A 15,215-nucleotide genomic window follows, 5' to 3' on the forward strand; every position below is an offset into this window, starting at 1 on the left:
GGAGCCGGCTTGCCGGCGAAGAGGCCGGCGGATGCTGCGTGGGGCTTGGGGGAGCCTTCGCTGGCTAGCCGGCTTCTACTCTGCCAGGTCGGGTGTTTCAGGCCTGGGGGGCTTGAGGCTCGGCGTCGTCGACGCTCACTTCACCTTCAGTATCCGGGGTCAGTGTGCTGGCTTCTTCTGCAGCAGCTTTCTTGCGTTGCAGCTTTTCCTCTTTCTTCTGTTCCTTGGCCAAGTCTCGTTGACGTTTGGCGAAGGAGTAGTTGGGTTTAGCCATGGGCGATCCTCTGGGGTCGAAGGTGAGGTTGAGCGGCGCGTATTCTGCCTGTTATCGGGTGCTGACGGTTAACTGGGTTTGCTCTCGGACCACTTGTCCGCTACCGAAGGCTTCCAGGCGTCCAGGGCATCCAGCAGGCTGGCTGGCGATTCGCTCATTTGCAGCATGTCACGGTGCGGGGCCCGGACGAAGCCTTCGCCGACGATATGGTCGAGAAATCCACTGAGTTTTTCGTAGAAGCCGTTCACTTCCAGCAGGCCCAGAGGCTTGTGGTGATAGCCCAGTTGGCCCCAGGTCCAGACTTCGAACAACTCTTCCAGGGTGCCCAGGCCCCCAGGCAGGGCAATGAAGGCATCGCTGAGTTCAGCCATGCGCGCCTTGCGCGCGTGCATGCCGTCCACCACTTCCAGGCGGGTCAGGCCGTTGTGGCCGATTTCCTTGTCTTTCAGGCTTTGCGGGATGATCCCGATGACTTCACCGCCGGCTGCCAGGGCCGCGTCGGCCACTATGCCCATCAGGCCCACCGCGCCGCCGCCATAGACCAGGGTCAGCTTGCGCTCGGCCAGGGCGCGCCCCAGGGCCTGGGCTGCTTCACGATAGAGGGGATGGCTGCCGGTACTGGCGCCACAAAATACACAGACAGAAGTTAACGACATGCCTTACTCCGAGGTCATTGATGGCCTCAGAGTAAAGGCTGAAAGATCTGGCTCCAAGCATTAAACCTCGCGTTGCGGGGTTTCATGGGTACCGCTGGCACCGCAGGCGTAGGCGGCGAGCAAGCTGCGAAACAGGCTGTTGAGAGGCATGACCAAGGCTCCGAAAAGATGTTGATGGGCAGATCTTAGAGGGCGGTTTCGCAGGGGGCTGTTTGATTGTCTTGATCGGCCCGATAGCAGAGAGTTGTATACAGTTTTTTGATGCAAATCATAGGAACTTGGCAGAAATTCAGGCAGTCTTCGGTCCCATGGATTCAGATGGATTTTGTTAACCCTGCCTTGGAGATTCACCATGTTTGCCAAACTCGTTGCGGTATCCCTGTTGACACTGGCCAGCAGCCAACTGATGGCTGCCGAATGCAAGGTCGATGTCGACTCTACCGACCAGATGTCCTTCAACACTAAGGAAATCACCATCGACAAGAGCTGCAAGACCTTCACCGTGAACCTGACTCACTCCGGCAGCCTGCCGAAGAACGTCATGGGTCATAACTGGGTCCTGAGCAAAACCGCAGACATGGCTGGCATCGCCGCCGACGGCATGGCCGCTGGCATCGACAAGAGCTACCTGAAAGAAGGCGACACCCGCGTCATCGCCCACACCAAGATCATCGGTGCTGGCGAGAAAGACTCGGTGACCTTCGACGTATCGAAGCTGACTGCTGGCGAAAGCTACCAGTTCTTCTGCTCGTTCCCAGGCCACAACTCGATGATGAAAGGCGCTGTGATCCTGAAGTAAGCATCAGGTCCGGCTGCAACAAGAAAGCGCCCCGCGGGGCGCTTTTTTGTGCCTGACGTTTCACCCTCTGGTCGGAGCGGGCCTGTCCGCGAACAGGCCCTTGAACCTGGTGCAGCATCACGCGGCCCTTTCGCCGGCAAGCCGGCTCCTACAGAACGTGGTGGGTCACGGGGCGAAGGGCATGACGCGTTTGTGATGGGTCTTGCGGTAGGTGTCGCAGATGATCTTGAAGGCTTCCTCGCGCACCGGCTGGCCATGCAGGAAGGCGTCGATCTCGGTGTAGGTGACGCCATGTGAGGCTTCATCCGGCTTGCCCGGGGACAGGTCCTCGAGGTCGGCGGTGGGCACCTTCTCTACCAGGGATTCCGGAGCGCCGAAGTAGCGGGCAATCGAGCGCACCTGATTCTTCACCAGGCCGCTCAGTGGCGCCAGGTCGCAGGCGCCATCACCGAACTTGGTGAAGAAACCCATCACCGCTTCGGCGGCGTGGTCGGTGCCGATCACCAGGCCCTGGGCGGCGCCGGCGATGGTGTACTGGGCCACCATGCGCATCCGCGCCTTGGTGTTGCCGAGGACAAAGTCCCGGGACACCGCGTGCTGCCCCTCAAAGGCCGCGACTTCATTGGCCAGGGCCTTGACCGCCGGGCCGATGTTCACGGTGTGGCGTTCGTCGGGGTTGATGAAGTCCACCGAAGCCTGGGCGTCGTGTTCGTCGAACTGGGTCTCGTAGGGCAGGCGCACGGCGATGAAGCGGTAGCTGTCGTCACCGCTGCGCTCGCGCAGCTCACGCATGGCGCGTTGGGCCAGCAGGCCGGCGGTCAGCGAGTCGACACCGCCGCTGATACCCAGGACCAGGGACTTGAGACCGGAATTGACCAGGCAGTCCTGGATGAAACGGACGCGCCGGGCGATTTCCGCCTCCAGGGCCGCTTGGTCGGGAAAAGGTGCTTGGACCTTCAGCTGCTGCGCAATCTCACGCTGTGCGGCTTGCATGATTCACTCCTTGCCAGGTTGGACAGGTACTTGGAAAACGTGGCGCAAGTAAGCGACGAAGTTGGGATCCTTGCAATGGGTCTTGCCCGCTTCATCGGAGATCTTGGCGACGGGCTGGCCATTGCAGGCGGCCATTTTAAGCACGATGCTCATCGGCTCGACACCGGGAATATCACAGGTCAGGTTGGTGCCGATGCCAAAGCTGACGTTGATCCGCCCCCGCAGCGCACGGAATATTTCCAGGGAGCGCGGCAGGGTCAGGCTGTCGGAGAACACCAGGGTCTTGCTCATCGGGTCGATGCCCAGCTTGTGGTAATGGGCGATGGCTTTCTCCGCCCAGAGGATCGGGTCCCCGGAGTCGTGGCGCAGGCCGTCGAACAGCTTGGCGAAGAACAGATCGAAGTCACCGAGGAAGGCGTCGGTGGTGATGCAGTCGGTCAGGGCAATGCCCAACAGGCCGCGGTATTCGCGGACCCAGCAGTCGAGGGCGGCGATCTGGCTGTCGATCAACCGGGGGCCCAACTGCTGGTGGGCCATGATCCATTCGTGGGCCATGGTGCCCAGGGGTTTCATGTTCAGCTCCCGGGACAGGTGCACGTTGCTGGTGCCGACAAAACGCCCGGGGAAATCATGCTTGAGCACGTTCACCACTTCTTCCTGGACCCGGTAGGAAAAGCGTCGGCGGGTGCCGAAATCCGCCACTTGCAGTTCGGACAACTCTTCGCTGCTGGCGTTGGCGCTGAGCCAGTCGAACTTGCGGTACAGCTGCTCCCGGGCCTGCACCAGCTGGATCTCGCGGTAGCGGTAGCGGTTACGCACTTCACTGATGATGGCCAGCATCGGCACTTCGAACAGAATCACATGCAGCCAGGGACCGCGCAGGCGGATGAACAGCTCGCCGTTCTCGATGCCGGTGTGCACGTAGCGCAGGTTGAAGCGAAACAGCCCGAGAAAGCGCAGGAAGTCCGGCTTGAGGAAGCTGATGCGTTCGAGAAAGCCCAGTTGGTCGGCGCTCAGGCTCAGTTCCGCCAGGCGCTCGAACTGATAGCGGATCTCCGCCAGGTACGGCTGCAGATCCTCGCTGTTACGGCAACGAAACTCCCATTCCACTTCCACGTTGGGGTAGTTGTGCAGCACCGCCTGCATCATGGTCAGTTTGTAGAAGTCGGTGTCGAGCAGGTTCTGCACGATGCGATCGGCAAACACACTCTCGCTCATAACGGGAATCTCCATGCTGGCCGCGACGGACAGCGGCGGCTTCAGCTCTTTCAATGAAGGCGCTAGTGGCGCATAGACGTCCTGCGCTTGACCAGCGATTTTTGCGGCGGGCCATTCTCCTGCGATAGGCGCTGGCTGGCCAGCGAATGGGGCTTGGGCCGTGCCTGGGCTCCATCGCCGGCAAGCCGGCTCCTACGCGAGGGGAGCGTCGTTGTGTTCGAGCATCCAGCGCACGAAGTCGCGGACCTTGGGCACTTCCGCCGAGTGTTCGGGGTAGGCCAGGTAGTAGGCATCCTGGCTGGGCATGGCGTACTTCCAGGCGATCACCAGCTTGCCCTCGGCCAGTTCCTCTTCCACCAGGAAGCGTGGCAGCAGCGCCACGCCACAACCGACCTGGGCGGCGCGGATGCACATATAGAAGGTTTCGAAGCGCGGGCCGTGATAGCTGTGTTCGGTCTGGTAGCCCTGCTGTTCGAACCATTCGTGCCAGCCTTGGGGGCGCGAGGCGTTTTGCAGCAGGACCAGATCGGTCAGTTGCCTGGGGTCGGTCAAGGGTTCGGCGGGCAGGCTATCCGGGGCGCAGACTGCCACCAGTTCTTCGCTGAACAGTTTCAGGCTCTCGGTGCCGGGGCGCGAACCCTGGCCAAAGTAGAACGCCAGGTCGGCGTGCCCCTGGAGCAGTTCGTCCGGCTCCTGTTCGTTGCACAGGTCCAGGTGGATATGCGGATGGCGCAGGCGCCAGCCCTTGAGGCGTGGCACCAGCCAGCGGGCGCCGAAGGTGTAGGGCGTGGACACCCGCAGCACTTCGGTCTCGCCGCCGTAGGAGCGCAGGTAGTGGGTGGACATCTCCACCTGGGTCAGGATCTTGCGCACTTCCACCAGGTACAGGTCGCCGGCCGGGGTCAGTTGCAGGCGGCGGCGGACCCGACGGAACAACAGGTGTTGCAGCAGCTCTTCCAGCTGCGCCACCTGCTTGCTGACCGCGCTCTGGGTCAGATTGAGTTCCTCGGCGGCGCGGGTGAAGCTCAGGTGCCGGGTCACGGCCTCGAAACACTGCAGGGCGGTGATCGACGGCAGGTAGCGTTTGTTGAGCATGGGTGGTCCTTGTTCTTATCGGTGCTGGATGCCGGCTCAGCATGAATAAACGGAATGATATCTCGCTTAAAGGTCGTTTGTTGGCAAGTCTCGGGCCAGCTACAACTACAGGCCTTGATGGCCGTCGCAGCGGTCGGGATTTTTCGCTTTTCACCTGTAAGGAGTGACCCCATGGTTGCCGCATTGCTTGATCGTCTGGGTGTGAACCCGGCCCTGTACCAGTCGGGCTCCCAGCCTGTGCATTCGCCGATCGACGGCAGCCGGATCGCCGCCGTGAACTGGCAGGGCGCCGCCGAAGTGGAGCAGCAGGTCAGTCGTGCAGAGCATGCATTCGCCCTGTGGCGCAAAGTACCGGCTCCCCGCCGTGGCGAGCTGGTGCGGCAATTTGGTGAGGTGCTGCGCGAGTACAAGGCCGATCTGGGCGAACTGGTTTCCTGGGAAGCCGGCAAGATCACCCAGGAAGGGCTGGGGGAAGTGCAGGAGATGATCGACATCTGCGACTTCGCCGTCGGCCTGTCGCGCCAGCTCTACGGCCTGACCATCGCCTCCGAGCGCCCCGGCCACCACATGCGTGAAACCTGGCATCCCCTGGGCGTGGTCGGGGTGATCAGTGCCTTCAACTTCCCGGTGGCGGTCTGGGCCTGGAACACCGCTCTGGCGCTGGTCTGCGGCAACCCGGTGATCTGGAAACCTTCGGAGAAGACCCCGCTCACCGCCCTGGCGTGCCAGGCCTTGCTGGAGCGCGTGCTGAAGAATTTCCAGGACGCTCCCGAGTACCTGAGCCAGGTGATCATCGGTGGTCGCGACGCTGGCGCCGCCCTGGTGGACGATCCACGCGTGGCCCTGATCAGCGCCACCGGCAGCACCCGCATGGGCCGTGAAGTGGCGCCGAAAGTGGCCGCACGCTTTGCTCGCAGCATTCTCGAACTGGGTGGCAACAACGCCATGATCCTCGGCCCGAGCGCCGACCTGGACATGGCCGTGCGCGCCATCCTGTTCAGCGCTGTCGGCACCGCCGGCCAGCGTTGCACCACCTTGCGCCGGTTGATTGCCCACGAGTCGGTGAAAGAGGAAATCGTCACCCGTCTCAAGGCGGCCTACTCCAAGGTGCGCATCGGCCACCCCCTGCAGGGCAACCTGATCGGCCCGCTGATCGACAAGCACAGCTTCGACGCCATGCAGGACGCCCTGGAGCAGGCCCTGAGCGAGGGCGGCCGGGTGTTCGGTGGCCAACGCCAGTTGCAGGACCAGTTCCCCAATGCCTATTACGTGTCGCCGGCGATTGTCGAAATGCCGGAGCAGAGTGATGTGGTGTGCAGCGAAACCTTCGCCCCTATCCTCTATGTCATTGGCTACAACGACTTTGAAGAGGCCCTGCGCTTGAACAACGCCGTGCCCCAGGGCCTGTCGTCGTGCATCTTCACCACTGACGTGCGTGAAGCCGAGCAGTTCATGTCGGCGGTGGGCAGCGACTGCGGGATTGCCAACGTCAACATCGGCCCGAGTGGCGCGGAGATTGGCGGCGCCTTTGGTGGCGAGAAGGAAACCGGCGGCGGTCGCGAGTCCGGCTCCGATGCCTGGCGTGGCTACATGCGGCGTCAGACCAACACCGTCAACTACTCCCAGGAGCTGCCATTGGCCCAGGGCATTACCTTCGATTGAGTTCTATGACCGGCAAGCGGGCTCCTGCAGAACGTTCCTGTAGGAGCCCGCTTGTCGGCGAACAGCGGCACATGCGTTTGAGCATCTGTGGTTGGTTTATTTCGGAGTCTGGCAATGGCGCTACAAGAACAATGTCTATGGGAAAAGCTGACCCCACAAAGACCTGACAATGCGCCGCTCAAGGGCGAGCTGACGGCGGATGTGTGCATCATCGGCGCCGGCTTCACCGGTTTATCGGCGGCCGTGCATCTGCTGGAGCAAGGCAAGCGGGTCTGTGTCGTCGAGGCCCACCGCGCCGGGCAGGGCGGTTCGGGGCGCAACGTCGGGCTGGTCAACGCCGGCCTGTGGATTCCCCCGGACGAGATCGAGGCCGGTTTCGGCGAGCAGGTGGGCAGCCAGCTCAACCGCATGCTCGGGGCCGCGCCGTCCCTGGTGTTCAGCCTGGTGGACAAATACCAGATCGATTGCCAGTTACGCCGCGAAGGCACGTTGCACATGGCCCACAACGCCCGGGGCGAAGCCGACCTGCGCAGTCGCGAGGAGCAATGGAAGCGCCGTGGTGCACCGGTGGAACTGTTGACCGGCACCGCCTGCGAACAGGCCACCGGCACCCGCAAGATCGCCGCCGCCTTGCTCGACCGGCGCGCCGGCACCCTCAACCCGATGGCCTACACCACCGGGCTGGCCAAGGCCGCGATCAAGCTCGGCGGCCAGTTGTTCGATCATTCCCCCGTCACTCGCCTGGAACGCCAGGGTCAGCGTTGGTCGGTGCAGACCGACCAGGGTTCGGTGCTGGCCGAGCAGGTGGTGATCGCCTCCAACGCCTACACCGAAGGCGACTGGACCGAGCTGCGGCGCAACTTCTTCCCTGGCTACTACTACCAGGTGGCCTCGGCGCCGCTCACCGAAGAGGCCGCCCGGCAGATCCTGCCCGGAGGCCAGGGTTCCTGGGATACCCGCCAGGTGCTGAGCAGCATTCGCCGGGATGCCGATGGCCGCTTGTTGCTGGGCAGCCTGGGCAATGGCAACCAGAAACCCCTGTGGTTTCTCAAGGCCTGGGCCGATCGGGTGCAGCAGCATTACTTCCCCTACCTCAAACCGGTGGAGTGGGAATCCACCTGGACCGGCTGCATTGCCTTTACCCCCGATCACCTGATGCGCCTGTTTGAACCGGCGCCCGGCCTGGTGGCGGTCACCGGTTACAACGGCCGTGGCGTCACCACCGGCACCGTGGTCGGCAAGGCGTTCGCCGACTACCTGTGTAACGGCAATCCCCAGGCCCTGCCGATTCCTTTTGCCCCCATGCAGCCCCTGGTCGGAGTGGGGTTGCGCAGTTGTCTGTACGAGGCCGGATTCTCCCTCTACCACGCGGGCCAGTGCCTGCGGATCGTCATCTGAACAAGGAAATAAACAGTCGGGGACGACGCTTTTCGATGCAGCGACTAGCCTGTAATGGTGCGGCTCGTAGCAGTCTCGCACCAGCAGTGTGCAGTTCGGTGACGCGGGCTGTTACAGCAGGGTTGCACGTTGAATTGTGTCGCGGTTGCAATGATGGCACGCATGGGTTGCGCCCATTAAAAAGCAGGGTTTTACCTTCCGCGGTTTAGACGGTTGCACGCCCAATAAAAATGGGCTCGAAACAGTCGAAATAACAATAAGACAGCGACTTTTTTCAGAATAAAAAACCACTGGCACGGCGCTTGCTCTGAGCAATTCTAGTGAAGTCGCAGTGCCAACTAAAAAAACCTTGGAGCACCACCTCATGTCCCAGACGTTTTACAAGAAAGGCTTTCTGGCCCTCGCAGTGGCAACTGCGCTGGGTGTTTCTGCGTTTGCTCAAGCCGACCTGAAGATCGGCGTAGCGGGTCCCATGACAGGCGCCAATGCGGCATTTGGCGAGCAGTACATGAAGGGTGCACAGGCAGCGGCTGACGAGATCAACGCCAAGGGCGGTGTCAACGGCGAGAAGATCGTCCTGGTCAAGGGCGACGACGCCTGCGAACCGAAGCAGGCCGTGGCCGTGGCCAACCGCCTGGTGGACCAGGACAAGGTGGCGGGCGTCGTGGGGCACTTCTGCTCCTCGTCGACCATTCCGGCTTCCGAGGTGTACAGCGACGCCGGTGTGATTGCCATCACCCCGGGCTCCACCAACCCCCAGGTCACCGAGCGTGGCCTGTCCGCGATGTTCCGTATGTGCGGGCGTGACGACCAGCAGGGCATCGTCGCCGGCGACTACATCGTTGACGTGCTCAAGGGCAAGAAAGTCGTGGTGCTGCACGACAAGGACACCTACGGCCAGGGCCTGGCGGACGCTACCAAGGCACAGCTGACCAAGCGCGGCGTGACCCCGGTGCTGTACGAGGGCCTGACCCGTGGCGAGAAGGACTTCAGCGCCGTGGTGACCAAGATCCGCGCTGCCGGTGCCGACGTGGTGTACTTCGGCGGCCTGCACCCGGAAGCCGGTCCGCTGGTCCGCCAGCTGCGCGAGCAGGGCCTGAAGGACGTCAAGTTCATGTCCGACGACGGCATCGTGACCGACGAGCTGGTGACCACCGCCGGTGGCCCGCAATACGTTGACGGCGTGTACATGACCTTCGGCGCCGACCCACGCCTGCTGCCTGACAGCAAGGCGGTGGTGGATGCCTTCCGCAAGGCTGGCACCGAGCCTGAAGGCTACACCCTGTACGCCTACGCGTCGGTCCAGGCCCTGGCCGCCGGCTTCAATGGCGCCAAATCCAACAAAGGCGAAGACGCCGCCAAGTGGCTCAAGGCCAACCCGGTGAAAACCGTGATGGGCGAGAAGTCCTGGGATGGCAAGGGCGACCTGAAGATCTCCGACTACGTGGTCTATCAGTGGGACAAGGACGGCAAGTACCACCAGCTGGAAAAACAGAAGTGACATGAGTCCGAACGAACCGGTACTACCCCCTGGTACCGGTTCGTACTCGTGCAGTACTTGCCTTTTCTCGTAGAGCTGCACAACGGACGTGTTGCGCGGACCGGTGATCCCTGTCCGTCGCTGACGCCCTGTGCCGTCTCTCAAGTCCGTGAGATTGCGTTATGGATGGTATTTTCCTGCAGCAACTGATCAATGGACTGACCCTCGGGTCTGTCTATGGTCTGATCGCCATCGGCTACACAATGGTCTATGGCATCATCGGCATGATCAACTTCGCCCACGGCGAGGTTTACATGATTTCCGCTTACCTCGCGGCAATCAGTCTGGCTCTGCTGGCCTACTTCGGCATCGAATCCTTCCCGCTACTCATTCTCGGCACCCTGGTCTTCACCGTGGTGGTGACGGGGATCTATGGCTGGGTCATCGAGCGCGTGGCCTACAAACCCCTGCGCAACTCCACCCGCCTGGCACCGCTGATCAGCGCCATCGGTATCTCGCTGATCCTGCAGAACTACGCGCAGATCAGCCAGGGCGCCAAGCAGCAAGGGGTTCCGACCCTGTTGGCCGGGGCCTGGAAAGTCGATATCGGCACCGGCTTCGTGCAGCTCACCTACACCAAGATCTTCATCCTGGTGGCGGCGTTCGCCGGCATGGCGCTGCTGACCTACATCATCAAGTACACCAAGCTGGGGCGCATGTGCCGGGCCACCCAGCAAGACCGCAAGATGGCCTCGATCCTCGGCATCAACACTGATCGGGTGATCTCCTACGTGTTCGTCATCGGCGCGGCCATGGCGGCCCTGGCCGGTGTGCTGATCACCATGAACTACGGCACCTTCGACTTCTATGCCGGCTTCGTCATCGGCATCAAGGCGTTCACCGCAGCCGTGCTCGGCGGCATTGGCTCGCTGCCCGGAGCGATGCTCGGCGGGATCATCCTCGGGATCTCCGAGTCGCTGTTCTCCGGCTTGATCAACTCCGACTACAAAGACGTGTTCAGTTTCTCGCTGCTGGTGCTGATCCTGATTTTCCGTCCCCAAGGCCTGCTGGGTCGCCCACTCGTGGCGAAGGTATAAGTATGTCTGCTGCCAATAAACCGATTGATATCAAGAAGAGCGTCATCGACGCCGTACTGGCCGGGCTGATCTCGCTGATCGTGTTCGGCCCCATCGTGGGCGTGGTCCTGGATGGCTACAGCTTCAACCTGGAACCGACCCGGGTCGCCTGGCTGGTGGCGATCGTCATGGCCGGCCGCCTGGCCCTGAGCCTGTTCCTGCAAACCCCCAAGGGCCTGAAGATTCTCCAGGGCTTCGAGACCACAGGCTCCGGGGTGCATGTGCTGGCGCCGGACTACAAGTCGCGGTTGCGCTGGATCATTCCGGCGCTGATCGTGATCGCCATCGTGTTCCCGTTCTTCGCCAACAAGTACCTGCTGACCGTGGTCATCCTCGGACTGATCTACGTGCTGCTGGGCCTGGGGCTGAACATTGTGGTGGGCCTGGCGGGGCTGCTGGACCTGGGCTACGTGGCGTTCTACGCCATCGGCGCCTATGGCCTGGCCCTGGGTTACCAGTACCTGGGCCTGGGCTTCTGGAGCGTGCTGCCCCTGGCGGCGATTGCCGCCGCGTTGGCGGGGTGCATATTGGGCTTCCCGGTGCTGCGAATGCATGGCGACTACCTGGCCATCGTGACCCTGGGCTTCGGCGAGATCATCCGCCTGGTGCTTAACAACTGGCTGTCCTTCACTGGCGGCCCCAACGGCATGCCGGTGCCATCGCCGACGTTCCTGGGCCTGGAGTTCGGTCGCAGGGCCAAGGACGGTGGGGTGCCGTTCCACGAGTTCTTCGGCCTGGAATACAACCCCAACCTGAAGTTCCTGTTCATCTACATCGTGCTGTTCCTGGTGGTGTTGCTGGTGCTCTACATCAAGCACCGGTTGACCCGCATGCCGGTGGGCCGGGCTTGGGAAGCCCTGCGTGAAGACGAGATCGCCTGCCGCGCCATGGGCTTGAACCACGTGCTGGTGAAACTCTCGGCCTTCACCATCGGTGCCTCCACCGCCGGTCTGGCCGGGGTGTTCTTCGCCAGCTATCAGGGCTTCGTCAACCCGTCCTCGTTCACCTTCTTCGAGTCGGCGCTGATCCTCGCCATCGTGGTGCTGGGGGGCATGGGCTCCACGGTGGGCGTGGTGATCGCGGCCTTCGTCCTGACCGTGGCGCCGGAGCTGCTGCGCAGCTTCTCCGAGTACCGGGTGCTGCTGTTCGGCATCCTCATGGTGTTGATGATGATCTGGCGACCGCGGGGGCTGATCCGCATCAGCCGTACCGGGGTGACGCCACGCAAAGGTGCTCTGACTGAGGGGAACGCGCCATGAGCGAATACATTCTTTCGGTCGAGAACCTGATGATGCACTTCGGTGGCATCAAGGCCCTCAGCGACGTCAGCCTCAAGGTCAAGCGCAACTCGATCTTCGCCCTTATCGGCCCCAACGGCGCCGGCAAGACCACGGTGTTCAACTGCCTGACCGGCTTCTACAAGGCCTCCGGCGGGCGCATCGAGCTCAATACCCGGGGCCAGCAGACCAACGTCATCAAGCTCTTGGGCGAGCCATTTCGCGCCACCGATTTGGTGTCGCCGAAAAGCTTCGCCAGTCGCCTGTACTACAAGATGTTTGGCGGCACCCACCTGGTGAACCGCGCCGGGTTGGCGCGGACCTTCCAGAACATTCGCCTGTTCAAGGAAATGTCCGTGGTGGAAAACCTGCTGGTGGCCCAGCACATGTGGGTCAACCGCAACCTGCTGGCGGGCATCCTCAACACCAAGGGCTACCGCCAGGCGGAAAGCGCCGCCCTGGACCACGCTTTCTACTGGCTGGAAGTGGTGGACCTGGTGGACTGCGCCAACCGCCTGGCCGGCGAGCTGTCCTACGGCCAGCAGCGGCGCCTGGAGATCGCCCGGGCCATGTGCACCCGGCCGCAGATCATCTGCCTCGACGAACCGGCCGCCGGCCTCAACCCCCAGGAAACCGAAGCGCTGAGCGCGATGATCCGGCTGCTGCGCGACGAGCACGATCTGACCGTGGTGCTGATTGAACACGACATGGGCATGGTGATGAGTATTTCCGACCACATCGTGGTGCTCGACCACGGCAACGTGATCGCCGAAGGCGGGCCGGAGGCGATCCGCAACGATCCGAAGGTGATCGCCGCCTACCTGGGTGCCGACGAAGAGGAGCTGGTATGAGTCAACCCATACTCGAACTCAAGGATCTGGACGTGTACTACGGCCCGATCCAGGCCCTGAAGAAAGTCTCGCTGCACATCAACGAAGGGGAAACCGTGAGCCTGATCGGCTCCAACGGTGCCGGCAAGTCGACCCTGCTGATGTCGATCTTCGGCCAGCCCCGGGCGGAGTCCGGGCAGATCCTCTATCGCGGCGTGGACATCACCCACAAGTCGTCCCACTACATTGCCTCCAACGGCATCGCCCAGTCGCCGGAAGGGCGCCGGGTGTTTCCCGACATGACCGTGGAAGAGAACCTGCTGATGGGCACCATCCCGATTGGCGACAAGTACGCCAATGAGGATATGCAACGCATGTTCGAGCTGTTTCCACGGCTCAAGGAACGGCGCACCCAACGGGCCATGACCATGTCCGGCGGTGAGCAGCAGATGCTGGCCATCGCCCGGGCGCTGATGAGCCGGCCCAAGTTGCTGTTGCTTGATGAACCGAGCCTGGGGCTGGCGCCGATCGTGGTGAAACAGATCTTCGCCACCCTGCGGGAGCTGGCGGCCACTGGCATGACCATCTTCCTGGTGGAGCAAAATGCCAACCATGCGCTGAAGCTGTCGGACCGTGCCTATGTGATGGTCAACGGCGAGATCCGCCTGAGCGGCACCGGCAAGGAGCTGCTGGTCAACGAGGAGGTGCGCAACGCTTACCTGGGCGGTCACTGACGGTCCGGTCTGTGGATAAACCATGCCCCGTCGGTTCACGCCGCCGGGGCATTTTTTATCCACAGTTCTCACTCGCCCCCTAGGCGCTGGCTTGCCAGCGAAACGACCCCTGCCTATGGCAGCTGTTCAGATTCCGTTGTGCGTCCGGGATTTGCCGGCAAGCTGGTTCCTGCGGGCTGAGTGCGGGCATTGGCAACCGCGCGTGCGCAGAAGGGCAGGCGGCGTCCGACAATTGTGGAAAACATTATTCCCAAGCTGGCAAAGCGCGGCATAAAGACGCTGCAAACAGTTGTTTTTCCACCGTTTTGACTTGTCCCCGTTTGCTGTGGAGCGGGCTGTGGGTAACGTGGGAGTAGCTGGCTGGAAGCCTTTGTTTACGTGGCCTGCAAGCAATTGATTGTTTTTTGATCATGGCTTTTTGAGCAACTCGAAGACGCGCTTGTCAACCTTTTTATTGTCGCAGCCGTACCCGCAAAAGACTCTGGATAAGCCTGTGGATAAGTCTGTGACTAAACTCTGGAAAGACTGCTCTGGGCGGCGTAGTTACTGGCCTCTGGCCTTATACACTTTGACCGCTCGGTCATCTTTTCTGCGGTCACCTGCATGGACAGCCTCTGCGGGTCAAGCAAAAAACTTCCCATGATCCGCTGCAAGCCCTGTGTACAGCGGCTTTGCGCGATTTGCACTTGCCCCCAAAGACTGTGGACCGGCCTGTGGATAAGGTGCGGGCATGTGGCTGCAGGCCTTGCCGACCATAGCTTTCAGCCATGTGAGCGTTTTTTGTACAGTGATGCCGGATATCCAGCGCTTCTGTTGCCGCCCAGAGCCGGGCCGGGCATGCTGCGAAACGCTTTTTTATCGTAACGGCGGCTCGCCACCCAGCAAGGAGAACACCATGACTTCCACACTGTTCATTACGGGCGCGACGTCCGGTTTTGGCGAAGCCTGCGCCCGGCGTTTTGCCGAGGCCGGCTGGTCGCTGGTGCTCACCGGCCGCCGCGAGGAGCGCCTCAACGCGCTGTGCGCAGAGCTCTCCAAGCAGACCGAAGTGCACGGCCTGGTACTCGATGTGCGGGACCGCAAGGCCATGGAAGCGGCCATCACCAACCTGCCGCCGTCCTTCAGCAAGTTGCGCGGCCTGATCAACAATGCCGGCCTGGCCCTGGGCGTCGACCCGGCGCCCAAGTGCGACCTGTATGACTGGGACACCATGGTCGACACCAACATCAAGGGCTTGATGTACAGCACCCGTCTGCTGCTGCCGCGGCTGATCGCCCATGGCCGGGGCGCCGGGATCGTCAACCTGGGCTCCATTGCCGGCAACTACCCGTACCCGGGCAGTCACGTTTATGGCGCGAGCAAGGCCTTCGTCAAACAGTTCTCCCTGAACCTGCGCTGCGACCTGCAGGGCACCGGCGTGCGGGTCACCAACATTGAACCGGGCCTGTGCGAAAGCGAGTTCTCCCTGGTGCGTTTCGCCGGCGACCAGGCGCGCTACGACGCCACCTACGCCGGGGCCGAGCCGATCCAGCCCGAGGACATTGCCGATACCATCTTCTGGGTTCTCAACACGCCTGCCCACGTCAACATCAATAGCCTGGAGCTGATGCCGGTGAGCCAGACCTGGGCCGGCTTCGCCATCGAGCGCAAGGTGTAGCCGCTG

Annotated in this window: 14 protein-coding genes; 9 read left to right on the forward strand and 5 right to left on the reverse strand. The window is 62.1% G+C overall.

Annotated elements, in window-relative coordinates:
- Positions 1 to 97 precede the first annotated feature (97 nt).
- Complete coding sequence (locus tag ACMGF8_RS07965; protein WP_162884106.1) at positions 98 to 274, reverse strand: hypothetical protein; 177 nt, start codon at positions 272 to 274, stop codon at positions 98 to 100.
- Positions 275 to 342: 68 nt separating this feature from the next.
- Entirely contained in the window at positions 343 to 930 is a 588-nt protein-coding gene (locus ACMGF8_RS07970; RefSeq protein WP_102862923.1) for a TIGR00730 family Rossman fold protein, read from the reverse strand.
- Between the two features lie 352 nt (positions 931 to 1,282).
- Between ACMGF8_RS07970 and azu the strand changes: the two genes are divergently transcribed.
- Positions 1,283 to 1,729, forward strand: coding sequence for an azurin (azu, locus tag ACMGF8_RS07975; protein WP_102862924.1), 447 nt, complete (start codon positions 1,283 to 1,285; stop codon positions 1,727 to 1,729).
- A gap of 165 nt (positions 1,730 to 1,894) precedes the next feature.
- Here the strand turns inward: azu and nadE are convergent, their stop codons facing one another.
- From nadE to ACMGF8_RS07990, 3 genes are all read right to left on the reverse strand, one after another.
- Entirely contained in the window at positions 1,895 to 2,722 is an 828-nt protein-coding gene (gene nadE / locus ACMGF8_RS07980; RefSeq protein ID WP_102862925.1) for an ammonia-dependent NAD(+) synthetase, read from the reverse strand.
- A gap of 3 nt (positions 2,723 to 2,725) precedes the next feature.
- Positions 2,726 to 3,940, reverse strand: a complete 1,215-nt coding sequence (pncB, locus tag ACMGF8_RS07985; protein WP_102862926.1) for a nicotinate phosphoribosyltransferase — start codon at positions 3,938 to 3,940, stop codon at positions 2,726 to 2,728.
- Positions 3,941 to 4,132: 192 nt separating this feature from the next.
- On the reverse strand, positions 4,133 to 5,035 hold the full coding sequence (locus ACMGF8_RS07990; protein ID WP_102862927.1) for a LysR family transcriptional regulator: 903 nt from the start codon (positions 5,033 to 5,035) through the stop codon (positions 4,133 to 4,135).
- A gap of 171 nt (positions 5,036 to 5,206) precedes the next feature.
- On the opposite strand from ACMGF8_RS07990, the gene ACMGF8_RS07995 reads away from it, so the two are divergent.
- The 8 genes from ACMGF8_RS07995 (at position 5,207) to ACMGF8_RS08030 (ending at position 15,209) form a co-directional block, all read left to right on the forward strand.
- On the forward strand, positions 5,207 to 6,697 hold the full coding sequence (locus ACMGF8_RS07995; RefSeq protein WP_102862928.1) for an aldehyde dehydrogenase family protein: 1,491 nt from the start codon (positions 5,207 to 5,209) through the stop codon (positions 6,695 to 6,697).
- A 114-nt stretch (positions 6,698 to 6,811) separates the two neighbouring features.
- A complete protein-coding gene (locus ACMGF8_RS08000; protein ID WP_115581485.1) occupies positions 6,812 to 8,095 on the forward strand; it encodes an NAD(P)/FAD-dependent oxidoreductase in 1,284 nt (427 codons plus the stop codon).
- A 364-nt stretch (positions 8,096 to 8,459) separates the two neighbouring features.
- Positions 8,460 to 9,596, forward strand: coding sequence for a branched-chain amino acid ABC transporter substrate-binding protein (locus tag ACMGF8_RS08005; RefSeq protein WP_102881998.1), 1,137 nt, complete (start codon positions 8,460 to 8,462; stop codon positions 9,594 to 9,596).
- A gap of 161 nt (positions 9,597 to 9,757) precedes the next feature.
- Complete coding sequence (locus tag ACMGF8_RS08010) at positions 9,758 to 10,672, forward strand: ABC transporter permease subunit (protein WP_102862931.1); 915 nt, start codon at positions 9,758 to 9,760, stop codon at positions 10,670 to 10,672.
- Between the two features lie 2 nt (positions 10,673 to 10,674).
- Complete coding sequence (livM, locus tag ACMGF8_RS08015) at positions 10,675 to 11,970, forward strand: high-affinity branched-chain amino acid ABC transporter permease LivM (protein ID WP_102862932.1); 1,296 nt, start codon at positions 10,675 to 10,677, stop codon at positions 11,968 to 11,970.
- Positions 11,967 to 12,839: an ATP-binding cassette domain-containing protein gene (locus ACMGF8_RS08020; protein ID WP_102862933.1), complete on the forward strand. Its 873-nt coding sequence runs from the start codon at positions 11,967 to 11,969 to the stop codon at positions 12,837 to 12,839. Before livM ends, ACMGF8_RS08020 begins: the two co-directional genes overlap by 4 nt.
- Positions 12,836 to 13,552, forward strand: a complete 717-nt coding sequence (locus ACMGF8_RS08025; protein ID WP_016967871.1) for an ABC transporter ATP-binding protein — start codon at positions 12,836 to 12,838, stop codon at positions 13,550 to 13,552. The genes ACMGF8_RS08020 and ACMGF8_RS08025 overlap by 4 nt, the downstream gene beginning before the upstream one ends.
- An 895-nt stretch (positions 13,553 to 14,447) precedes the next feature.
- Positions 14,448 to 15,209, forward strand: coding sequence for an SDR family oxidoreductase (locus tag ACMGF8_RS08030; RefSeq protein ID WP_416759216.1), 762 nt, complete (start codon positions 14,448 to 14,450; stop codon positions 15,207 to 15,209).
- The last annotated feature ends 6 nt before the right edge of the window (positions 15,210 to 15,215 follow it).

This window comes from Pseudomonas sp. BNK-7, from assembly GCF_048072025.1.
Classification (GTDB): Bacteria; Pseudomonadota; Gammaproteobacteria; order Pseudomonadales; family Pseudomonadaceae; genus Aquipseudomonas; species Aquipseudomonas danubii.